The sequence below is a fragment of the Desmonostoc muscorum LEGE 12446 genome, assembly GCF_015207005.2.
GTDB classification, from domain to species: domain Bacteria; phylum Cyanobacteriota; class Cyanobacteriia; order Cyanobacteriales; family Nostocaceae; genus Nostoc; species Nostoc muscorum.
In genome coordinates this window covers 513,124-535,463 of the sequence record NZ_JADEXS020000001.1, presented here as the reverse complement: position 1 = coordinate 535,463, position 22,340 = coordinate 513,124, and the positions used below count along the sequence as shown (strand labels likewise).

Sequence of the window (22,340 nt, the reverse complement as noted above, 5' to 3'; positions counted from 1 at the left end):
ATTAAATATCCACTTGCAATTATGAATTATTATCAAAAAATTCTCATCACCGTTTTAAGTACTTTGTTCATACTCCCTAACAGTTACGTTGCGAAATCTCAGCAAATACCTAATCAAGCTACTTCTGTATTGGCAAATAACTCTCTATCACCAGAACAAATTCGTCAATTAGCCCAAGCTGTCACTGTCAAAGTATTAAGTACTAATAAAGGCGGAAGTGGAGTATTAATTAGTAAACAAGGGCAAACTTACACCATTTTAACCAATGCCCATGTTATCAACAATAAAGAAAGCCATAAAATTCAAACACCAGACGGCAAAATCCACACAGCTACAGTTATCAGTCGCGGTAATTCTTTAACAGGTAATGATTTAGCTGTCTTACAATTCCAAGCCAAAGAAAACTATCAGACTTTACCATTAACCAACACAGAAATAGCAGAAAATCAACCAGTATTTGCTGCTGGTTTTCCTGATGATAGCAAAGAATTAGTCATCAGCAGTGGCAAAATATCTCTGTTATCTAAACAACCATTAGTAGGAGGTTATCAAATTGGTTATACCAACGAAGTTAGACAAGGAATGAGTGGTGGAGCTTTATTAAATCAGTTAGGGCAATTAATTGGGATAAACGGATTAACTAGCAATGCTATTTTAAATGAGGCTTATTCTTATCAAGATGGAACTCGACCGAGTGCAGAACAACTTCAGCAATTGAGACAACTGAGTTTTGCCGTTCCCATTCAAACTTTAGCAAAGGTTGCACCCAATTTAGCAATTATTCCTCCACAATGGCGCAATCAGCAACAGGCAACAAGACCAGCAGGCAACACATTTGTTGAGAAAGTTGATAACATTGCCCAACAGATTACCGTAAGAATTGATTCCAAAAATAACGGGAATGGTTCAGGAGTAATTATTGCTAAAGAAGGAGAAACCTACTATGTAGTCACTGCACGTCATGTAGTCAAGAATCCCGACAATTACGAAATTATTGCTCCTGATGGTAAGCGTTATGCAGTGCAGCAAGAGAATATATTTAAACCAGAGGGAATAGATGCAGCTTTGGTTAAATTTACTAGTAATCAAACTTACTCTGTCGCCACAATTTCTAAATATAATCTTTCCGTAGGAGAGGCACTTTCTAAATATAACGGCTCTAATGTTGGCAATATAGAAACATCTTGGGTATTTATATCTGGATTTCCAGGAGAGGATAAAGATAAGCGAAAACTATCTCCTGGATACCTTTCAGTTGGAGAAAGATTAGTTGTTAATGCAGAAAGTAATCTTCTGTCTCAGGTATTCCTAGAGAGAGGATATAAACTAGTATATTCCAATTTTTCACTACGTGGAATGAGTGGTGGCCCAGTGCTAGATATTAGTGGACAAGTGATTGGGATTAATGCAGGTATTGAAAATAGAAAAATCAGCCAAACTGAAATAGGTTTTGGATATGGAGTACCCAGTAGTAGCATTTTGAGTTTAGCTACACAAGCAGGACTGAAGAAAGAATCATTAAAAGTTGTTAGTACTAAACCACCAAACCTCAAGGATTCAGAAATTGCTTTATTGGCGGATCATCCATTATTTGCTATCAAAAAACCATCAGCAGATGCTAGTGAAAAGGATTGGTTTCAATATGCTAATCAAATGTGGCGCATTAGAAGATTCTCAGAAACAATATCTGTTTTACAAGATACTATTAAACGTCAACCAGATTTTTATCAAGCTTATTTTGTTCTTGGTGCAGCACTAGATCAAACTGAAAGTAAAGATCCTGAAAAAGCTTTAGCTGCTCTTGATAAAGCAACTATGCTAAAACCTGATTATTATGAAGCTTGGGAGGAAAAAAGTAGTCTATTATCAGACTTAAAAAAATATGCCTTAGCTTTAGCAGCCATTGACAAAGCTATTGAATATAATGACGACAATGCGAGGCTCTATTTATCTCGTAGTTTGATGTTGTTCAACTTACAACGCTATCCAGAGGCGATAGCAACAATTGATAAGGCGATTCAGATTCAGCCGTTTTATTTTAACTACTTCATAAGAAGTGTTATACACTTTCAGTCGCAAGATTATCAAGGGGCACTATCTGATGTCAATCAAGTGATTAAACTCCAGCCTGACTTTGCTTTTGCTTATGTCTTGCGGGGTGCTAGCCGCTATATGTTGAAAGATGCTCAAGGCGGATTAGCTGATATTAATCAAGCAATTAAACTCGAACCTGATAATCCACAAGTCTACTTAGTGCTGGGTGGTTTACGCTATCAGCTTAAAGATTATCAGGGAGCGCTGGCTGATTACAATCAAGTAATTAAATTACAGCCTGATAATGTTGATGTCTACTCAGCGCGGGGCGTTGTACGCTATCAGATGAAAGATTATCAGGGAGCGCTTTCAGATTTAAATCAAGCGATTAAACTCCAGCCTAAATTAGCTCTTGCTTACGCCTTGCGGGGTGCTAGCCGCTATCTGTTGAAAGATACTCAAGGCGGACTAGCTGATATTAATCAAGCAATCAAACTCGAACCTGATAATCCACAAGTCTATTTAGTTATGGGTGCTGTCCGTTCTGATTTGAAAGATTATCAGGGAGCGCTGGCTGATTACACCAAAGTCATTGCGATTAATCCTCAGTTAGCTGATGCTTACAAAAATCGGGGAGATGTTTACTATGAGCAGAAAAAATGGGATTTAGCTATTGCTGATTATACCAAAGCCATTGCGATTAATCCTGAGTATCCCCAAGCTTACAAAAATCGGGGAGATGTTTACTATGAGCAGAAAAAATGGGATTTAGCTATTGCTGATTATACCAAAGCCATTGCGATTAATCCTCAATTGGCTGATGCTTACAACAATCGGGGAGATGTTTACTATAAGCAGCAAAAATGGGATTTAGCTGTTGCTGATTACAATCAAGCAATTAAACTTCGGCCTGATAATGCTAACCCTTATTTGGCGCGGGGTGATGTTTACAACTTTCAGTTGAAGAATTACCAAGCAGCACTAGCAGATTACAATCAAGGTATTAAACTCCAACCGGATAATGCTAACGCCTATTTTGCACGGGGGGGTGTCCATTTTCAGTTGAAAGATTATCAAGGAGCATTAGCTGATTATAGTCAAGCGATTAAACTTCAGCCTGATAATGCCAACACCTACTTTTCACGGGGTGTTGTCTATCAAAAACAAGGAAATGATAACGCCGCACTATCAGAATACAACCAAGCGCTTGCTAAAGATGGAAAATTTATAGCAGCTATCATCAATATTGGCTACATCAAATACGAAAATCGAGATATTGAAGGGGCAATTGGGCAATGGCAAAAAGCAGTGCAAATTAACAGCAGTGTAGCAGAACCACAAATGGCATTAGCCGTTGCTTTATATGCCAAAGGTGAGCAACAAAAAGCTCTAAATATGGCACAAGCAGCCCTGCATTTAGATAAAACCTTTGCTGATGTCGAAGTTCTCAAAGAAAATCTTTGGGGGACGCGCTTGGTTGCTGAAGCACAAAAACTGTTTTCTCATCCTAGTATACAAGCATGGCGAACAAAGTAGTAGTTTGTGTTTCTAGCAGATTAACATTTTTTGACACAATTGAGAACAAAACAGCCGAACAAACTAATAACAGTAATAGGCAGTTTAGCAAAGCTGATAGTGTTGAAAAAAACTTCACTAAAATAGTGTAATATCTAGCATTGGTGAATTTTTTCTCAAATTCGGAGTGGTTTGGGGAATTGGAATAAGATGTTGATTAGTTCAATATTTTATGTCTCACGCAGAGGCGCAGAGGCGCAGAGAGGAAAAGAGGAAGAGTTTTTGTAGCAGTATTATCAGTAAAGTTATGGTTATTTTATTTATTAAGGATGGTTGGAAAATGAACAAGAAAGTTTTAACATTTGTGATTGGGGGAATTTTTGTTAGTAGTTTGTTTGGTTTTCAATTAACTGCTATTGCTAAAAATTCTGATATTGGTGAGCAAAATTTACTAGGTGAAAAAACTAAACAAGTCAAATCAAGTGTTATTATAGCAGACAATTCTGAAGAACAAAAACGAATTCAGATATATGAAAAAGCTAGTCAATCTGTAGTGGCGATCGCCACGACTTTCGGACATGGTAGTGGTTTTATTGTCAGTGCAGATGGTCTGCTTTTAACTAATGCTCACGTTGTCCAAGATAGTTCTAAAACTGTTGCAGTAGTATTGGCTGATGGGAAACAAGTCTTAGCTGATGTGGTTGGTTTTGCACCTGAGGGTTTGGATTTAGCTGCACTCAAGATTCGCAATCAAAAAAATCTACCATACCTGCGTTTGGCTTCACCTGGTTCTGCACGAGTCGGTCAATCTGTCTATGCTATTGGTACTCCCCTAAGTCTGGAATTACAAAATACTTTGACTTATGGGATTATCAGTCGCATTGATAAAAAATTAGGTTTAATTCAACATGATGCAGCTGTGAATCCTGGTAATTCTGGAGGGCCACTGCTCAATTCTAATGGGCAAGTAATTGGTGTAAATAGTGCTATTTTTAATGATACGGAAGTTAAAAGATTTATTGGTATTAGTTTGGCAATTCCTACTGAATTAATTCAGCCTTTTCTGGTAGCTGTGGAACAAGGTAATGCTCAGTTAGCAAGTGAGCGTCAACAACCTCGTAATAGTCAAGAGACGGATTTACCTTTGAATGGTCAAGTTTTAGAAGCAAGTTTAAAAAATGGCGATCGCACTTTACCAAACAACAGCTATTTTCACACTTATGTATTTGAAGGTAAAGCAGGTCAACGGCTAACGATTGAGATGGATAGTCAGCAAATAGATCCTCATTTGTACTTGCTGCTTCCCGCTAAAGAAAAGCTAATAGCGGCAAATGATGACATTTCCCCAAAGGATTTTAATGCTCGATTGACTATTACTTTACCAGAAGATGGTATCTATTATCTCTTGGCTAACACTTTTGAAGCTGGGGAATCCGGTAGTTACAGCTTACGAGCCGCCATATCTCAATAGCAGAATTCAGGAGTCAGAATTCAGAATGACAATAGTCTCTGTGCCTAGCTCCTTTTCAAAAGTAGCTTTTGCGACTCCTATAGCGATTCTCGTTTGGATGCAATACGCTGTAGGGGCGCACAGCTGTGCGCCCCTACGAACGGGCATATTTTACCCAAGTGAGAAGCGCTATATTTAATTGCGTGAAAAAACTCGTCCTCACCTCGAAAAGCCTGATTCCCTACTCCCCACTCCCTATTCCCCACCCACGTTAATGCAAAATTATAAAGTCTTCAATTTACTGACAGCCTTATCATGCTAAATTACGACTCGTGATGCGTAAAGCCCCTGTCATTCATGCAGGGGATATAAGCGAGTAACCGAATTTATTCGGTGATGGTATGATTCAATTAAGTGGGCAGGGCATTGTCCATTGGGCTAGATGATATAAGACGGGTTGTACCTGCAATCATTGTTTGACCCCAGAATCCCTCGTTTAGAAAACGAGGGAGTGTGTCAATAAAACTTGGGGTTGGGAAACTCCGGTGAAATTCCGGGACTGTGCCGCAACTGTGATGGGATTGCCTAAGTCAGAATGCCAACTCTCAGGATGTCCTCAAGACACAATCACCGTCTACTCCCTGCGTTGCACGGGGAAGGAGTTCTAAATTTGCCTTCTGGATTTGCCACTTGTCCTGGCTTGTTTTATGCTACACCCGCTGAGGATGGTATACTATCTCGCATGAGAATCCCTGGTGGGATTATTAATAGTCAACAGTGCCGCGCGATCGCAGATATAGCAGACCACCACGGCGGCGGCTATGTAGATGTGACTAATCGAGCTAATTTGCAAATCCGCGAAATTCGCACTCCGATCAATTCTCAAGTTCTCAAACAGTTACAGGATATGGGACTCGGTTCTCGTAATACCGATGTAGACCACATCCGAAATATTATGACTAGCCCAACTGCTGGTATCGATCGCCAAGAATTAATTGACACTCGTCCTTTTGTCCAAGCATGGGATAATTATCTTGCTGCACATCCGGCGTTATCGGGACTTTCGGCAAAATTTAGTGTTTGCTTTGATGGCGGTGGGACAGTTCAAGTGCGCGATCGCCTAAATGATATCCTATTTGCTGCTGTCTTAGTTAATGGTGATGTTTACTTTCGCCTCCATCTTAGTGCAGGCGCGAAAGGACAACCACCCAGCGATGTGAAAATTTTGTTACCACCAGATCATTGTTTACCCGTCTTGGCAGCTTTGACAGATGTCTATCTCAATCACACTAATATTAATGATAAACGTCGGCTACGTTTGAGAGATTTATTAAATACTTTGGGTTGTGAAAATTATCTTCAGGAAGTTCAGCAACGTCTACCTTTTCCTATCTCCCACAGTGAAACATGCCCAGTTGCAGAGAAAATAGATACTAACTATCAGCATATTGGCATCCATCCCCAACGCCAGAAAGGATTATTTTATATTGGTGTCGTCTTACCTCTTGGACGAGTAGAGAGTAGACAAATGCGGGGTTTAGCAGATTTAGCAGCAAAATATGGCAATGGAACTCTCAGGTTAACCCCCTGGCAGAATTTGCTGTTAACAGATATTCCTCAAGAACGACTTACCAATGTCCAAAATGAAATTACTCTCTTAGAATTAGATTCCTCACCAACCAACACCAAGAGTGCGTTAGTAGCCTGTTCCGGTAACAAAGGTTGTGCCGCTTCTGCCACAGACACCAAAAGTCACGCCTTGGCATTGGCAGAATATCTTGAAACTCGCGTGACTCTAGAACACCCAATTAATATCCACTTTACTGGCTGCCAAAAATCCTGCGCCCAGCATAGCAAAAGTGACATCACCTTACTTGGTGTCAACGTTGAGGCAGACAATGAAACAGTAGAAGCCTATCACGTTCATCTCGGTGACAGCAACAGCACCCAGAAATTCGGTAGAGAAGTATACCAATATGTCACCTTTGCCGAACTACCTGGATTAATAGAACAAATCCTACAAATGTATAAAATTAAACGCCAAAACTCCCATGAGTCCTTTCAAGAATTTGCCAATCGATATCCACTTCCTCAGTTACATAATTGATGACTCCCTTCACAGTGGAAGATTACCCAATTTCTCTGTTTCTCTTCCTCTGTGTTCTCTGCGCCTCTGCGGTTAATTAAATAGATGTTCTTGTAGTGACAAAAAGTATCCATCTCCATTAACAACTCAATTCAAAATCCCAAATCTAAAATCCAAAATTCAATGCCCGACTACATCCGAGACGCCAACGAAATTTACCGCAATTCCTTTGCCATCATCCGGTCAGAAGCCAACCTAGATGTGCTGCCACCAGATGTAGCAAAAGTTGCTGTACGTCTCATTCATGCCTGTGGAATGACGGATATCGTCACTGACTTGGGATATTCACCAACAGCAGTACAATCCGCAAGGGCAGCATTAGCAGCAGGAGCAACCATTCTCTGTGATTGCCGGATGGTTGCTGATGGCGTAACCAGGCGACGCTTATCTGCAAACAATCAAGTTATCTGTACCCTCAACAATCCTGAAGTGCCAGATATTGCCAAAAGTCTTGATACTACAAGATCCGCAGCAGCTTTAGAATTATGGCGATCGCACCTTGAAGGATCAGTAGTAGCAATTGGCAATGCCCCCACCGCCCTATTTAGGCTATTAGAAATGCTCGACGAAGGAGCGCCGAAGCCTGCTATAATATTAGGCTTTCCAGTGGGGTTTGTCGGTGCAGCGGAATCGAAAGCCGCATTGGCAGCAGACAGCAGAAATGTACCATTTTTAACATTACATGGTCGGCGCGGTGGTAGTGCGATCGCCGCCGCCGCAGTTAACGCCTTGGCAACGGAGGAAGAATAATGAGTAACAAAGGTCGTCTTTATGGAATTGGTGTCGGCCCAGGCGATCCAGAATTATTGACTCTGAAGGCACTGCGGCTATTACGTGCGGCTCCTGTGGTAGCCTATCAATCAGCCACAGATAAAGAGAGTATTGCCAGAGCGATCGTCGCGCAATATCTACCTGGGGATCAAATCGAGGTGTCATATCATCTCCCCCGCGCTTTGGAACCAGAAAAAGCCAAGTCAATTTACGATAAAGAAGTTGAACCAATCGCCGCTCATTTAGCAGCAGGTCGAGATGTCGTAGTGCTATGTGAAGGTGACCCCTTTTTCTATGGCTCCTTCATGTACGTGTTCACGCGATTATGTGACGAATACCAAATAGAAGTTGTCCCTGGAGTTTCCTCACTGATGGCTTGTCCAGTAGCCTTGGGTGTACCTTTCACTTACTACAATGATATTCTTACAGTCTTGCCTGCCACACTGCCAGCAGAAGAACTGACTACACAACTGTTAATGACCGATGCAGCGGCAATTATGAAACTAGGTCGCCACTTTACCAAAGTGCGGGACATTCTGCATAAATTGGGATTAGTATCGCGGGCAAGATATATTGAGCGAGCAACAACGACACAACAACGCATTCTACCCTTAGATGACGTTGATCCCGCAGAAGTACCGTATTTTGCGATGATTGTGATCCCAACCAAAAATCGACTATAAGATTCCTATTTGATTCCTTGGCTTCAAATTTTTAAAAGTTCGGCTTCTTTGACTTGCCGATCCTGCTGGACAAGCTCTAATTTTCCATACTTCAGTTGAGCAGCTTTATGTAAAATGATACTCAACTATAATCCCCATGTCTGGTGTGTCTTTGCATCAGCCTCAATCATCCCATTATTCAGCAACGCCCTCAAATGCGATCGGATAACCTCCTGGCAGCTGGAACCAGGAGTGTTAACAACATAAATTCATCTTCACAAGCGTTGTAGCAAATTCAATCCGTGAGTATCAGTACCGCAGGTATTGAAAAGAAGATATTCATCAGCCAACTTTTGCACTTGTTCTGATTCCAAGGCGCTGGGTTTCCAGGGATTGGGGTTATTGTAGGCATAGAAAGCTTCCACACCATCGATACCCTTTTCGGCCGCAGCTGGAATCAAGTCAAAATGCGATCGCTTGTAACGCGCAGGATGAGCCAAAACTGCCAATCCCCCAGCTTCATGAATAGCAGCAATCACATTATTTGCTTGATATTCTTTACCTGTAGTCGGCCTTCTTTGCAAATAAGGTTTGATACTGGGGTGTTCTAGCTCGAAAGCGTAACCCAAAATGTGAACTTCTATGTCTAAAAGGTTGGCATTGATTTCCACACCACTCCACAATAGAGGAGTGCTTGTACCAGGATTAGTCCACTTCCAATCCTCTAACCAAGCTTGTGCTGCTTGATAGCCGGCGATACTATGATGATCGGTAATCGCCAACCCTTTTAGCCCAATTGCGATCGCCTGTTCCATCAATCCACTCGGCAGCAATCTGCCATCGGAATGGACAGTGTGCATATGAAAGTTGAATAACGTGGGACAACTATGTGCATCAATGTTCTGGAATACTTGCTTCAAAAGTTCTGTGGAAGCAGTAGTGCGGGCAAAATTTATAACCATAACCCCCTCGAAACAAAAATATATATTTCTAACACACTAAAACGCCACACCTACAGATGAGAAATACTCACGACTGTAAATTAGTGTTGCCAGCTAATTCCTCAGCTTTATTAGCAAATTTTTCGATATGTTAAGACTACGTTAGCAAATCTCAAGGTCAGTAGTCAGACATAGTTGGAATTACCTCGAAAATTAAGTGGTAATAAATATTGCATATCAAAATTAATCATCTTAGAGACGCGATTTATCGCGTCTCTTGCTCTAAGGTAAAAATGAAATGTTATGTGATGTATAAAAAATATCTATTAAAAGGGTAATCCCACTAACTCTCCCGAACCAGTAATGACTTCACCGATCGCAAAAGCTGGAATTTCATATGATTGAAAATGGCTAATTGTCTGCTCTACCTCATCAGGTGACACCAGCAATACAAAACCAATTCCCATATTGAATGTATTGTACATGGCTTCGGAACTGACCTCTCCGGCATCAGCTAGCCACTGAAAAACACCGGGAACATTCCAACTGCTGTTGTCAATTTTAATCGCTTGACCTTTTCCCAAACATCTAGGCAAATTTTCTGGCAAGCCACCGCCTGTGATGTGAGCCATACCATGAATTGACAAACCTGCTTTTAGTGCTGCTAAAACCGGTTTGACATAAATGCGGGTGGGTTTGAGGAAAGTTTCGCTGATAGTTTCCCCACCTAACAATTCTGGAGTATCGCTCCAAGCAAAGTTGCCATCGCTAACAATCTTTCGTACTAAGCTGAAACCATTACTGTGTACGCCTGTACTAGCAAGGGCGATCGCTACATCTCCTACTTGTACTTGGGAACCATCCAACATCTGACTTTTTTCGACAATTCCCACACAAAACCCAGCCAAATCATACTCACCCAGTTGGTAGAAACCGGGCATCTCAGCCGTTTCTCCTCCCAACAAAGCGCAACCAGCTTGCTTACATCCAGCAGCGATACCCGCAACCACATCAGTTAATTGCTCTTTGTCCAACTTCCCAGTTGCCAGATAATCTAAAAAAAACAGCGGTTCTGCACCAGATGTCAGCACATCATTAACACACATCGCCACCAAATCGATGCCAACAGTATCATGGCGGTTGAGAATGTGAGCGATTTTCAGCTTCGTACCCACACCATCCGTCCCAGAAATCAAAACTGGTTCCTTAAAACCCCCTGGTAGTTGAAAGCAGCCACCGAAGCCACCTAATCCACCAATTACTTCCGGTCTGAAAGTACTGTGAACCAAGTTGCGAATTTGATTTACAAAGCCTCGACCAGCCTCAACATCAACTCCTGCATCCCGATAATCCATTCCCTACTAAACCCTTATTAATTTCAGTTAGAAGTCAGGAATTAGAAAAACTCCCGACTCCTAAGTTTAAAATACTTCATCTTCAATACCCCGCCACCATTCACCCAAATTCATCAAGTCTTGGTAAATATCTTCTAATTCTTTGCTGTAAACATCGTCTGTCAGGGTAGCTCGACGCTCTTGCAGTTTTTTGAGACGCAGTTGAACCAATAGCCAAGGTTTACTGATGCTATTGGTTGCTTCGATATATTGCGCTAATTCTTGACTATCCATATATTTTGATTTTAATCTTACTACTTTTAAGATACAGGAGGAAGCATCCTTCTAGCTCCAGTAAAAATTACCTCCCTAAAAGGGATTGGGGACTGGGGAATAGGGACTGGAAATTAGGGAAGAGTTTTCCCAATACCCAATACCCAGTACCCAGTCCCCAGTCCCCAGTCCCCAGTCCCCAGTTTTAGGGAGTCGGAAGGAAGTTGGCAGGCGGAGTGATACGACCATTACGACCAACAGGTGGGATTTCCACTAAGTCATCTTTGGCTTTCCCTGTGCCATCGTCGATCACATAGGTTTCGTTTCCTAGATGTCCATTAGGAACAAACAGCTGCGGATGGTCAAAGGGTGCTTTTTCGTAACGAACTCGCTCATCAGTCAGCGCTTTTAAGAAAGCCACAAGTGCCTCTTTGTCTGCGTCGTTCAGATTTAGCGGAGGAAGGCGGGGTACATTTGCATTGTCATCCCCAGCGCCTCGACTGTAGAAATCGACCACTTGCCGCAGGGTTAACATTCCACCATTGTGCATATAGGGGGCAGTGAGTTCGACATTGCGGAGTGTAGGAGCCTTGAACAATCCGTCTTGTACTGTATCATTTGGACCAGGGATGATATTAGGTGCTTCACCAAAGACCTCTTGAAACTTTCCTTGCAGAGCCAGCCGCGCCTCCGATAACGGGCGTGATACAGGTAGCCCATCCTCAGCCCCCGCACCCAGATCTTCAAGCTCTGGTCTAACCCCAATCTTGAACCAACCGGTGTCTTCGAGAGGATTCCCCGGTGCTGGTGAGCGTGTAATTCGCCCACTGTTCTGCACGTTTCTCACTGAAGCAGCAGTGAATTCTGGTCCACTGTGGCAAAAGATGCAAGCATTGTTGGGGTTCTCAAAAATCTCTTTACCCCGTTGCTGCTGGGGACTTAGAACGCCAGTGTTGTCTTTTGAGAACTGGTCAATGGGCGCATTGTCAGATACTAATGTGGACTCATACATTTGAACCGCCAGCCCGAAGAACAGCGAAAAGTTATACTCCATTTGGGTGTATTCTTCAGTAGTACTTGACAAATCTGGCAAGAGTACAACTTTCCTGGTATTACCGTTGGCTTTATCAACCTGGATTAACTGGGTAGATTGCCACCACTCTGGCTTGAAGGCTGCTTTGATCATTTGTCCGTAGGTAAGCGTCGTCAGACCCTTTTGAGGCGCTCTGCTGTAGTGACCTAGTACACTGTCATCATGATGGACAATCTGCTTTCCAAGAGGTCTTAAGGGAAGTAACTTGTGAGCAAGTTCTCTAGGAAGAAGCAGCTTCTTGCGCTTGACAATATCGAATATCTTGTCGAGGAACCCAAACCCAAATTTGTCACCAATTTCCTGGAACGTGCGACCGTCTGCGGACATTTCAAAGGAACTCAGTGGTGGAGCTACTGCTTGGGAAGCTAGAGATGCATTTTTGAGTTGAACACTAACTGGTTGTAGTGAACCGAAGATGCTTGATTTATATAGCTTAGCATTGGGGTCTCTCGTCCCAAACGCATTAACCCCATTGAAGACGTTCTGCGCTCGCCCGTCCCAAAAGTTGCGGAAGTTGAACACCGCATTAATCACAGTTGGTGTGTTGCGCGGTTCCACCCGACGGGTTTCAATACCTCCCACATTGAAGACCGGATCGTCCAGAGGAATACCAGGATCGGTATTCACGAACTTGGAATTAAAAACTCCTTGGGAGGAGGTGACATCATTACTGTCGGAGACAATAGGAGAAAAACGGTTATTTGGATCTGCGAGTTTGTGAAATGGGTAATCTTCTGGCTTGAGTGTATAGTTTGGCTGACCGATGCTGAAAGTATTATCCGGATTCGGACTTTTATCTGCATTCACCCGCAAAATCCCCGGACTGAGCTGGTTTTTAGCTCTGCTGTCCGCTCCGGCATGGAAGTGACAACTAGCACACGATGTGATACCGTCGCTACCGATTTGCATATCCCAGAAAAAAGCCTTTCCCAGAGCGATCGCTGCGGTCTTATCTTTAACGAATTCTCCAAGGTTGTCCGGCTCTGGAACCGTCACTGTCTTTAGGGAAAAAGTTGGGGGTGATACTTGCGCTGATACAGTATGTCCAGCTAGCACGGCGATCGCAACCAGTGCCGCGATGGTCACACCGCTTTTGATTCTCCTTGATAACCTTGATGTCAGAACGGTCACTCTGGCTACCACAGCAGCCACAAAAGTGCCATTAAATTGGATTTTCCTCATGTTTTATTATGAACGTTAATGTTATCAAGAGTTGAAGCATTACTGCTGCACTCTTAAATCTGAAATTTTGTTGTATTTCATGACATATAGACGTTACAATATCAGGTTTTTTCTACTCAAGTAAGTAGGTACGAATAAACTCAACTATGTTACACAAAATAAAATAATTAAATTACTTACTAATAAGGGTTTCAGCCCTATTTCTCCCCTAAAACCCTGACCACAAACCTGTGATTATTTACCCCCACTAAGTTATAACTAACTAAAGAAAGTAAACATCCAATCCCACCCAAGCAGTAGATGCAGTGTGTAGAACTTCCAACTGAGATTGCTATACACCCAGCCAATCAAAAGCAGCCGCGATACAGGATCGTGACTGCTAATAATTTATTGATAACTACTCAGCGCTCTGCTATAAATACTGTCACAGCCAGTTGAAAACTGGTTGTTGATTAAGCTTTAGCAAAGTTTTCAGCAGCAAAGTCCCAGTTGGCTAAGTTATCTAGGAAATTCTTGATGAACGCCGGACGGGCGTTTCTGTAGTCAATGTAGTAGGCGTGTTCCCAAACATCCAAGGTTAAGAGTGCCTTTTGACCATAAGCTAGAGGGTTCTCTGCATTTGGCGTCTTAATCACCTTCAGCGTACCACCATCATCAATCAACCAAGCCCATCCGCTACCGAACTGAGTTGCGGCTACACTAGAGAACTCTTCCTTGAATTTGTCAAAGCTATCGAAATCTTTCTCAATCTTCGCTCCGAGTTCACCGGTGGGTATGCCACCACCTGCTGGTTTCAAGGAATTCCAAAAGAACGTATGATTCCAAACTTGGGCAGCGTTGTTAAAGATTCCCGCTTTAGAGGAGTCTTTATAGGTACTTTTGATCACGTCTTCCAGAGATTTATCAGCAAACTCAGTACCTTCAGTCAGCTTATTAAGGTTGTCTACGTAAGCTTTGTGATGCTTGCCATAGTGGTACTCGAAAGTTTCAGCTTTCATGCCATATGGCTCTAAAGCATTAGTCTCGAAGGGCAGGGCGGGCTGTACAAATGCCATTGTGTGAAATCCTCTCTTTAGCGGTTTCTAGTTTTAAGCTATTGCAGAAGCTTAGAAAATTAGCAGCTTTTATTTTTGGCAGTTTTATGTCTTTTATGATGGAACATAAAACTTAACATCGTCATTCTACTACCAAAGTGAAGATAAAGTGAAGATGAAAACAAAGTACTCCTCTAATAAGTCAAATAAGCCAAATCCCTAGTGAATAATGATTATAAATAAAAATGGCTAATATTTCCTAGTCAAAGACCATGAGTAATTAAGTAGGTAGGCATAGTTAAACGTCAAATCTCAACCAGTGAAATCAGCTTCCTGAGCAGCTTTTACCTTTTGCCTCCAGCAAGAACTGCCTTCTAATTAGCATTTAGCAATTAAAGCTTTGAGACTTCTACCTTTGGTAGGATTAATTGCGATGTGAGGAATCAGTCGAAAGCGAGATGATTTAATACTTAAAATAGTCTATTATCTAGAATGCAAAGATTTATTTTTTAATAAAAATAGCCAATAGTAAAATTTCTAATCTTTGGTTTATGGGTTGTTTAGTGAGTGCAGTTTTAAGGATGGTAAGCGAACAATCACTCACCCACCACCCTTTTGAACTAATAAAACTAACAGCAAATTGCAGTAATTACCATTCTGATAAACGTTGCTGGTAGTAGTTAACAATTTGTGCAGTGACTTGAGACACGTCCAGACCATCAGTTTGAACTTCGATCGCATCCGCTGCTTTTTGCAAAGGAGAAATTTTACGTGTACTATCTTTCCAGTCACGTTCGGCAATGTCCCGTTCGAGCTGCTCTAAACTCACTTCGGGTTGACCAAGTTTTTCAAAATCTTGCTGACGGCGACGTGCGCGTTCACTTACAGAAGCAGTTAAAAAGATTTTCACTTCGGCATCGGGGAAGACATGAGTGCCAATGTCCCGGCCTTCAGCTACTAAACCGCCTTTTTTACCCCACCTTTGCTGTTGTTTAACCAATGCTTGACGTACAGCGCTTTGTGCAGCGATCGCCGATACTTGAGATGTGACCTCGATGGTGCGAATTGGCTGGGTAACATCAGTACCGTTAATCCAAACCCGCACGGGAAATTTTAAATCCTGGGTAGGAGTCAGTTCAATTTGACACTGATTAGCTAATTCGGCGATCGCACACTCATCGTCAATGGCAATACCCTTTTGCAATACCAACCAAGTCACAGCTCGGTACATTGCTCCTGAATCTAAATACACTAGGTTCAGCTTTGTTGCCACTTGACGCGCCACTGTGGATTTTCCAGCACCGGCTGGGCCATCAATGGCGATGATGGGTTGACGATCGCGCAAAATAATATTGTCAATCAAACGTGTAGAACCCAGACGAGCTGCGATCGCCAGCATTCCTTCCTCCTCAACTTTTTCTAAAGACATCAACGTAGTCGGTTCAACCAATTCAATATATTCCACTAAAAGTGTGCTGACCATTGTCAGTTCTTGCTGTACTATTGCTATCAACTTGCTGACATTGCGAAGCCCTGCCCGAAAGGCAGCTTCAGCTTTTTCCAAGCCACGATATAGCACCGCTGCTTGCTCTTTTTCTGTTGCAGTCAAATACTGATTACGAGAACTCAAGGCAAGACCCGATGCTTCCCGTACTGTTGGACAAGCAACAATTTCTACTGGCAAATTTAAATCAGCTACTAGCCGCTTAATAATTGCCAGTTGCTGACCATCCTTTTGACCGAAGTAGGCTCGGTCAGGCTGTACCAAGTTGAAAAGCTTGGTCACAATCGTAGCGACACCCTGAAAGTGACCCAGCCGAGAACGACCACACAAGCCTGTTATCATAGCAGATGGGGGGATAACTTGTGTAACTTTTGATTCTTGTATACTTTTCTGGGGTACTGCCATCTCTTCCGGAGTCGGCGCAAAAATTGCATCTACCCCAGCTTGTTCGCAAAGCTGTTGGTCTTGCTCTAAAGTGCGGGGATAACGTTCATAATCCTCATTGGGAGCAAATTGCAAGGGATTGACGAAAATACTGACAATCACCGTGGAATTTTCTTGCCGCGCCCGTTGAATCAAGCTTAAATGACCTTGGTGCAAATTCCCCATTGTCGGCACCAGACCGACTACCGTCTGATGCCAACCACTCATCTCATCTAGTGCCAGATTTTCTGGAACCGCAATCAACTTGTTTTCCAAGCAGCGTTTAGTTAAATAGCAGCGTAAAGCTGCAACTGTTGTCAGCAGGCGCACAAAAATACCCCTAGTTCTCTCATCCCTCCCCCGTTAGTTTATATCTGAAATAGAGGAGATGGTTGAACTAGAGGAATTAAGTAATGGGCATTGGGTATTGGGTATTGGGCATGGGGCATTGGGATAGAAAAAACTCTTTCCCAGTCCCTAATCCCTAATCCCCAGTCCCCATTCCCTTTATCTTCCCAACACCTCAACATGCACTGGTGCAATGCCACTGCCCATCATTCCTAAAATCCGAGCCGCACCAGCAGACACGTCAATAATTCGACCCCGAATAAACGGTCCCCGGTCATTAATCCGCACCACAACAGAACGACCATTGCGAGTGTTGGTCACACGGACTTGTGTACCAAAGGGTAGGCTGCGATGGGCGGCAGTCATTCCTTCTGGATTGAACCTCTGACCACTAGCAGTACGATTGCCAGAACCGTCATAGCCGTAATAAGAGGCTATGCCTTTGAAGCTGACTCGGACTGTGCCGACGGCAATCTCTTGCGGTAGCTTGGGTATTGATAGTCGCTGACGCGCTGGCATATTCGCAATCTCGCTTAAGGGCGATGCATTGCCTAGTAGTCTCCGCAAGCGATTGGTTGCTTGCAATGCATCTTGCGCTAGATTGTTGGTGCTATCTGCTAGTCGCGTACCTTGGTTGATTTCTACCAATTCTTGGCCGTTAACTTTGATTGTATAGCGATCGCCAGATTCTCCTTCCACAGGTAAGCTCTTGGTTTGGGCAAGATTTGCAACTCTAGATTCGCCCCCTGCTTTCCAACTTACGGTAATCTGACTCGCGTCTATATTTTCCCGGTTTAACTGGTTGATTTTAGCTGCTATTATACCAGCTATCTCAACGGGGTCTTTGTCAACAGAATTAATCTGATTACTTGCTCCGGCTACATTGCCAATACTCGCCGATGAAGGTGAGTTGCTAGCAATAAGGGCGTATGATTGTACGCCCTCAGTTTCGTTTATTGCACCAACTTTTTTAGTCTCAACACTTGTATCTGATACAGAACTTAAAAACGTAAGAACGGGAATATTTTTGATATAAAGGGTTGCAGCCTTACGTCCTCCAATGTTGTAAGGATGAATTTGTGTAATCACAGCATCCAAGGTTTGTTCCCCTGCTCTTGATTTGTACTCTCCCACTTTCACCACATTAGAGGCAGGTGATTTTTGGGAAGCCAGCGCATTCCCGTTGGTGGTTTGAGTACAACCGACTGACGGTATCCCCAAAACAGTCACAGACAGAGCAACAATAGTCCAGAAATGTCTTTGATTCATGCGTCCAATTTTAAAGCGACTGTAGAACTTAAGAGAACTTAAGTCTTATAATTCGCGGGATTTTCACTAGTGAATAGTGAATTCCCTCCGTAAAAACTCGAACTCGAAGTCGTTCCGCTTTCACTTTTTATTTGTAACTGCAACAGACTAGCACGAACCTTTTGGCTGGGGGATCAGGGTTTTAGCGTAATTATTGACAACTTTACCCAAATCAAATTGCTATTTTCAGGGCGAAACCTTGCCCAAATGCGGATTCTGACTGTGTAACGTTTTTTTCAGCAAGGCAAAATTTTCTTAAAAAAACTTTACATTTTTTGTGAACCAAACTCATAACAGCTTGCTCACATCGATTTGTAAGGCTCACAATCACATGTGTATTCTAGATCACATTGATTTTGGCGGTTTGGTTTAGAAAATTAATATAACTTTAATTAAAAGACATCGGCATAAATACTCAAAATTAATTTTTTAATTAAATCTTTAGATTTTTCTCTAAATCATCTGTCATAGGAGTTAGATATAAAATAATCATGGAAATCACTTCAAACTTACTATCTTTTTTTTGAAGTTTTTTCTAGCTAAATTAACCATGACTTGTATTATCTCTAACTAGGTTAAGCTTAGTGATTTATGTAACTTGTCGTAGCAGTATTACTGTGTATAAAAAAAAGGATAATACGCAAGCGAACCTTTTTTATGATTCACGATCAGAAAATTAGAAAAGCTTGGCGATCGCTTGGAGACGAATTTTTATCTGTAATAAAAAGCACATTTGATATTTTGAGGCTTAAGTAGTGAATCAAGAATGAATAGGCAATAGGGAAAAATTAATGGCAAAAGTGTCCCTTGCCTTGAGGTGTAGGGCATTTTTTCTAGGCAATGAAATCGGACTGATACATATGTAGCAGGTATTTCGTAAAATGCTATTAGCCTCATCTCGTAGTAAACCGAGTAAATCAAGGAGATTTAGAAATAGACTCGTCATCACTATTAAATGTTCTCAACGACTTGCATTCCCAGTACAAGTCATTGGGTGAAGGTGCAGTAGCGAAGTACATTCCGGAACTGGCAAAGGTAAACCCAGACTTGTTTGGTATTTGCATTGTCACCGTAGATGGTCAGGATTACAAAGTTGGGAACTGGGAGCAGTTCTTTACCATTCAGTCGATTTCCAAAGTATTTGCTTATGGACTTGCCTTAGAAGATCATGGACGGGATTACATATTGACTAGAGTTGGCGTAGAACCGACGGGGGATGCATTCAACGCGATTATTTTGGATGAGCAATCGAAGCGACCTTATAACCCAATGGTAAACGCCGGAGCGATCGCCACCACTAGTTTAATCAAAGGATCTGGCCCTACCGAACGCCTCAACCGGATGCTGGAAATGTTTAAGCGATATATTGGCCGCGATGTGTTCGTTGATATGTCAGTTTTTACCTCAGAACGCAGTACGGGACATCGCAACCGGGCAATGGCGCACCTAATGCTTAACTTTGGGATGATTGATCCCAACATTGAACAAGCACTGGATCTTTATTTTCAGCAGTGTGCTGTACTGGTGAATTGCCAAGACTTAGCAGTAATGGCGGCCACCCTGGCTAACAGAGGTATTAACCCCATCACCAAAGAACGGGCAGTAGATAAGCCTTACATCAAAGATATTTTAAGTGTGATGTATACCTGTGGGATGTACAACTTTGCAGGCGAGTGGGCTTACAAAATTGGTATTCCGGCGAAAAGCGGAATTTGTGGTGGGATTATCGCCGTTGTACCCAATAAGATGGGCATTGGAGTTTTTTCGCCACCGTTGGATGTGCGCGGTAACAGTGTGCGCGGGGTAAAAGTGTGTGAAGAACTTTCCCAACGTTTGGGTTTACATTTATTTGATTGTTCAGGTGAAAACGGGAAATTAGGGAGTGGGGGATGAGGGAGATGAGGGGGCAGGGGAAGCAGGGGAAGCAGGGGAAGAATTCCAAACTCCTAACTCCTAACTCAGCACTGGCTCAACGCCCCGCTAACGCTAACAGCACTCCCAATGCCCCATACCCTATTTAAAGCTATTTATTACTGTTTGGAGATAGTTTGTGGAGGCGGCTTCGGCTTGAGAGCGGATAATTAACTCTGGCATTTCTAATGTGGAGCGAAGCTGGCGGTAAAAGCGAATGGTATATTGGAGCGATCGCGCAATTTCTTGGGCGTCGTGTTTAGCAGGAATAGTTTCACGAAAATCGCTCACCAGAGATGGAATTTCCCTTTCTAGATTCCTCACACCGCGTGGAAGCAGTCCAGCCTGGACTTTGGCTAACGGCGCTAGGACTTGTCCACGCAGAAAAGAAAGAAAATCAATGACTTCAAAAAGTTCGCCTCTTCCTAATTTAGTTGCACCGTAGTGTACCCACACCCAAAAGCGGTCTTCAATCCACTGTGGGTTTAAGGGCGGATAGTTGCGTGGATTCTCCAAAACAGCCAAGGTTAGTAAATTTTCTTGGTCCCATAGAACAATAGGATTTTCTACACGGTCTGTTTGGAAATCTTTTAAAAGCAAAAACTTTAAATCGACGTGTATGAGAGGATCGTCATAGAGACAGATTAACAATCTGGGTTCGCCGACGTGTTCGCCAGTAAAAGCAGCCAGCAGTTTCCCCAGTTTGCTGGCTAAAAGCTGACGCTCCTGTAAAACTTGCTGATAATGAACATCATCGACAACAATAATCAGATCGAGGTCGGAATACTCATCCATTTCTCCAGTTAAATAGGAACCAGCGATCGCTACACCTAACAAGCGGTCATCCGTCTTCAATTTTGCCAGAATTTGCTCTAGTAGTTCTCGTTGTGGTTCGGGAACAGCCATACTATCTCCAATTTAGCGATCGCCAAATTCTAAATTAACCCTCTTCGCGTGTCGATCCAACCATATCCAACCTCAACTAGCTGCACTGTGCCAATGTCGATTTGCTTTTGGTTCACCTGCTGGCCACCAAGGTTTTGATAGAAGAGGGAAGCTGGGTTATCGGCTAAAACCCAGACTAACATCGAACTAATATCTGACTGGAGTAGCCTGGTTGCGATTGTGGAAACCAGGCGATGTCCTAAACCTTGGCGCTGGTACTTCTCCAGAATATAGATAGCGTACAACTCACCTTGATAAAGGCAATCGCCTGTCCTCTCTTTACCTCCACTGGCAAAACCAACTATTTGTCCGGTTTCATTTTCAGCAACATAGGTAAAATTATTTTCAGCAACATAGCTGAGAATTTTTACCCATTTTGTCTCTCGTTCCTCATAGGATAAATCTGCCAGAAACTTTGCTGGCATTAAGTTGCTGTAGGTTGTCCGCCAAGCGTCTACATGCACTTTGGCGATCGCAGATGCATCGGCTAAGTTGGCTTCTCGGATCAACATAAGCTATCTCTTGGCAATAGTTGGATATTTCTTTCCAGCTAATTTACAACTCTTCTGCTTGGGGAAGTGGGAAGATTTCACCAGCTAAGTAAGCTTGAAAGTGTTTTTGGAAGTACAACCAAGAAGTCATATCTTCGCCATCGATAAAGCCCTTTGGCGCTTTTTTATATAAAGGAATACGGTTATTAATTTCCTCTTGGAGAAATGGGGGCAGTTCTGTTAAACCCTTGACTTTGCTGCCAAAAGCACTGTAGATCAGTTGACCGGGGCGATCGCCCATTTTCATCCAAGGAAGCCATTGACCAATTCTATCCCAACTCAGTTTCAATTCAGAAACCGAGGAAAGTGCTGGATTGAATAAATCTGCCGTTGGCACGGTTAACTTAAATAATTCTGCTGCTTGATAAATAGGATGTGGGCTGTATTCGGCAAATTTGCGATCGTCTGCTAGGGGATTGGGGTAATAGGGAAATATATCAAAAATGAAAGTTGTACTGTCACCATCTACAAGGGCTGGAAAATTTCCCTTAAATATGCCCTGCACCGGATTATTCGCAACGTGAAGCACCGGAACTATCTCCCCTGTCCAAGGATTCTCCCATTTGGCCAAAACTTCCTCTGTTTGTGGATTTAGGTAGTAAGTCAGTTCCCTAGAAGTAAAATCCCAGCTACCTTCTGCCGTGGGAATACACCTGCTAACGCTCAATCCGAATATTTTAAACAAAAGTTGTCTTTTCTCGCCGGGGATAAAAGCATAAATTTTACCTTTCCAGATCAGGAAAGTGGATTCGCTAGGATCGAGGGAAGAACGAGTTTTCACCCAGTGCTGTGCTTCAAGTTCTTGGATTTGGGCAACCATCTAAAACATCCTTTGTGTCTGGATAACAAAAGGATAAGCCATTTGTCATTAATCATTGGTTATTGGGCATTGGGCATTGGGCATTGGGAAGAGGC

The 22,340-nt window shown here is 42.6% G+C and carries 16 protein-coding genes and 1 riboswitch; of the genes, 6 read left to right on the top strand and 10 right to left on the bottom strand.

Going from position 1 to position 22,340, the window contains the following annotated elements:
* Window positions 1–21: 21 nt before the first annotated feature.
* The 5 genes from IQ276_RS02280 (at window position 22) to IQ276_RS02260 (ending at window position 8,599) form a co-directional block, all read left to right on the top strand.
* Window positions 22–3,570 carry a serine protease gene (locus tag IQ276_RS02280; protein WP_235115361.1) on the top strand — a complete coding sequence of 1,183 codons (3,549 nt, stop codon included), beginning with the start codon at window positions 22–24 and terminating at the stop codon, window positions 3,568–3,570.
* 319 nt (window positions 3,571–3,889) lie between these two features.
* Complete coding sequence (locus IQ276_RS02275; RefSeq protein WP_193914362.1) at window positions 3,890–5,020, top strand: trypsin-like peptidase domain-containing protein; 1,131 nt, start codon at window positions 3,890–3,892, stop codon at window positions 5,018–5,020.
* A gap of 496 nt (window positions 5,021–5,516) precedes the next feature.
* Window positions 5,517–5,608, top strand: a riboswitch (adenosylcobalamin-variant (AdoCbl-variant) riboswitch).
* Between the two features lies 1 nt (window position 5,609).
* A complete protein-coding gene (gene cobG, locus IQ276_RS02270; RefSeq protein ID WP_373690464.1) occupies window positions 5,610–7,106 on the top strand; it encodes a precorrin-3B synthase in 1,497 nt (498 codons plus the stop codon).
* A 162-nt stretch (window positions 7,107–7,268) separates the two neighbouring features.
* A complete protein-coding gene (locus tag IQ276_RS02265) occupies window positions 7,269–7,895 on the top strand; it encodes a precorrin-8X methylmutase (protein WP_193914346.1) in 627 nt (208 codons plus the stop codon).
* Window positions 7,895–8,599 carry a precorrin-2 C(20)-methyltransferase gene (locus IQ276_RS02260; RefSeq protein ID WP_193914344.1) on the top strand — a complete coding sequence of 235 codons (705 nt, stop codon included), beginning with the start codon at window positions 7,895–7,897 and terminating at the stop codon, window positions 8,597–8,599. The genes IQ276_RS02265 and IQ276_RS02260 overlap by 1 nt, the downstream gene beginning before the upstream one ends.
* Window positions 8,600–8,853: 254 nt before the next feature.
* On the opposite strand, the gene IQ276_RS02255 is transcribed toward IQ276_RS02260, so the two are convergent.
* From IQ276_RS02255 to IQ276_RS02225, 7 genes are all read right to left on the bottom strand, one after another.
* Window positions 8,854–9,540, bottom strand: coding sequence for a PHP domain-containing protein (locus IQ276_RS02255; protein WP_193914342.1), 687 nt, complete (start codon window positions 9,538–9,540; stop codon window positions 8,854–8,856).
* Between the two features lie 305 nt (window positions 9,541–9,845).
* Complete coding sequence (gene purM / locus IQ276_RS02250; RefSeq protein WP_193914340.1) at window positions 9,846–10,874, bottom strand: phosphoribosylformylglycinamidine cyclo-ligase; 1,029 nt, start codon at window positions 10,872–10,874, stop codon at window positions 9,846–9,848.
* A 66-nt stretch (window positions 10,875–10,940) separates the two neighbouring features.
* Window positions 10,941–11,147, bottom strand: a complete 207-nt coding sequence (locus IQ276_RS02245) for a hypothetical protein (RefSeq protein WP_073643194.1) — start codon at window positions 11,145–11,147, stop codon at window positions 10,941–10,943.
* 184 nt (window positions 11,148–11,331) lie between these two features.
* Window positions 11,332–13,401 (bottom strand): cytochrome-c peroxidase, encoded by a 2,070-nt coding sequence (locus IQ276_RS02240; RefSeq protein ID WP_235115360.1) that lies wholly within the window; start codon window positions 13,399–13,401, stop codon window positions 11,332–11,334.
* Window positions 13,402–13,853: 452 nt separating this feature from the next.
* Window positions 13,854–14,456, bottom strand: a complete 603-nt coding sequence (sodB, locus tag IQ276_RS02235; RefSeq protein ID WP_190876556.1) for a superoxide dismutase [Fe] — start codon at window positions 14,454–14,456, stop codon at window positions 13,854–13,856.
* A gap of 628 nt (window positions 14,457–15,084) precedes the next feature.
* Window positions 15,085–16,692 (bottom strand): bifunctional pantoate--beta-alanine ligase/(d)CMP kinase, encoded by a 1,608-nt coding sequence (locus IQ276_RS02230; protein ID WP_193921637.1) that lies wholly within the window; start codon window positions 16,690–16,692, stop codon window positions 15,085–15,087.
* A gap of 177 nt (window positions 16,693–16,869) precedes the next feature.
* The gene (locus IQ276_RS02225; protein WP_235115359.1) at window positions 16,870–17,979 is read right to left on the bottom strand and encodes a septal ring lytic transglycosylase RlpA family protein; all 1,110 of its coding nucleotides are present in this window, start codon (window positions 17,977–17,979) and stop codon (window positions 16,870–16,872) included.
* 972 nt (window positions 17,980–18,951) lie between these two features.
* On the opposite strand from IQ276_RS02225, the gene glsA reads away from it, so the two are divergent.
* Window positions 18,952–19,911: a glutaminase A gene (gene glsA / locus IQ276_RS02220; RefSeq protein ID WP_190876619.1), complete on the top strand. Its 960-nt coding sequence runs from the start codon at window positions 18,952–18,954 to the stop codon at window positions 19,909–19,911.
* 120 nt (window positions 19,912–20,031) lie between these two features.
* Here the strand turns inward: glsA and IQ276_RS02215 are convergent, their stop codons facing one another.
* Genes IQ276_RS02215 through IQ276_RS02205 form a run of 3 tightly spaced genes read right to left on the bottom strand, consistent with a single transcriptional unit; the run spans window position 20,032 to window position 22,245 of the window.
* The gene (locus IQ276_RS02215; RefSeq protein ID WP_193916954.1) at window positions 20,032–20,835 is read right to left on the bottom strand and encodes a nucleotidyltransferase domain-containing protein; all 804 of its coding nucleotides are present in this window, start codon (window positions 20,833–20,835) and stop codon (window positions 20,032–20,034) included.
* 29 nt (window positions 20,836–20,864) lie between these two features.
* Complete coding sequence (locus tag IQ276_RS02210; protein WP_190876560.1) at window positions 20,865–21,386, bottom strand: GNAT family N-acetyltransferase; 522 nt, start codon at window positions 21,384–21,386, stop codon at window positions 20,865–20,867.
* Between the two features lie 43 nt (window positions 21,387–21,429).
* A complete protein-coding gene (locus IQ276_RS02205) occupies window positions 21,430–22,245 on the bottom strand; it encodes a DUF1838 domain-containing protein (RefSeq protein ID WP_190876561.1) in 816 nt (271 codons plus the stop codon).
* Window positions 22,246–22,340 lie beyond the last annotated feature (95 nt).

Excerpts from the sequence above, each read along its gene's own strand:
- IQ276_RS02280 (WP_235115361.1), top strand. The coding sequence starts at position 22 with ATGAATTATTATCAAAAAATTCTCATCACCGTTTTAAGTACTTTGTTC.
- IQ276_RS02275 (WP_193914362.1), top strand. The coding sequence starts at position 3,890 with ATGAACAAGAAAGTTTTAACATTTGTGATTGGGGGAATTTTTGTTAGT.
- cobG (WP_373690464.1), top strand. The coding sequence starts at position 5,610 with ATGTCCTCAAGACACAATCACCGTCTACTCCCTGCGTTGCACGGGGAA.
- IQ276_RS02265 (WP_193914346.1), top strand. The coding sequence starts at position 7,269 with ATGCCCGACTACATCCGAGACGCCAACGAAATTTACCGCAATTCCTTT.
- IQ276_RS02260 (WP_193914344.1), top strand. The coding sequence starts at position 7,895 with ATGAGTAACAAAGGTCGTCTTTATGGAATTGGTGTCGGCCCAGGCGAT.
- IQ276_RS02255 (WP_193914342.1), bottom strand. The coding sequence starts at position 9,540 with ATGGTTATAAATTTTGCCCGCACTACTGCTTCCACAGAACTTTTGAAG.
- purM (WP_193914340.1), bottom strand. The coding sequence starts at position 10,874 with ATGGATTATCGGGATGCAGGAGTTGATGTTGAGGCTGGTCGAGGCTTT.
- IQ276_RS02245 (WP_073643194.1), bottom strand. The coding sequence starts at position 11,147 with ATGGATAGTCAAGAATTAGCGCAATATATCGAAGCAACCAATAGCATC.
- IQ276_RS02240 (WP_235115360.1), bottom strand. The coding sequence starts at position 13,401 with ATGAGGAAAATCCAATTTAATGGCACTTTTGTGGCTGCTGTGGTAGCC.
- sodB (WP_190876556.1), bottom strand. The coding sequence starts at position 14,456 with ATGGCATTTGTACAGCCCGCCCTGCCCTTCGAGACTAATGCTTTAGAG.
- IQ276_RS02225 (WP_235115359.1), bottom strand. The coding sequence starts at position 17,979 with ATGAATCAAAGACATTTCTGGACTATTGTTGCTCTGTCTGTGACTGTT.
- IQ276_RS02215 (WP_193916954.1), bottom strand. The coding sequence starts at position 20,835 with ATGGCTGTTCCCGAACCACAACGAGAACTACTAGAGCAAATTCTGGCA.
- IQ276_RS02210 (WP_190876560.1), bottom strand. The coding sequence starts at position 21,386 with ATGTTGATCCGAGAAGCCAACTTAGCCGATGCATCTGCGATCGCCAAA.
- IQ276_RS02205 (WP_190876561.1), bottom strand. The coding sequence starts at position 22,245 with ATGGTTGCCCAAATCCAAGAACTTGAAGCACAGCACTGGGTGAAAACT.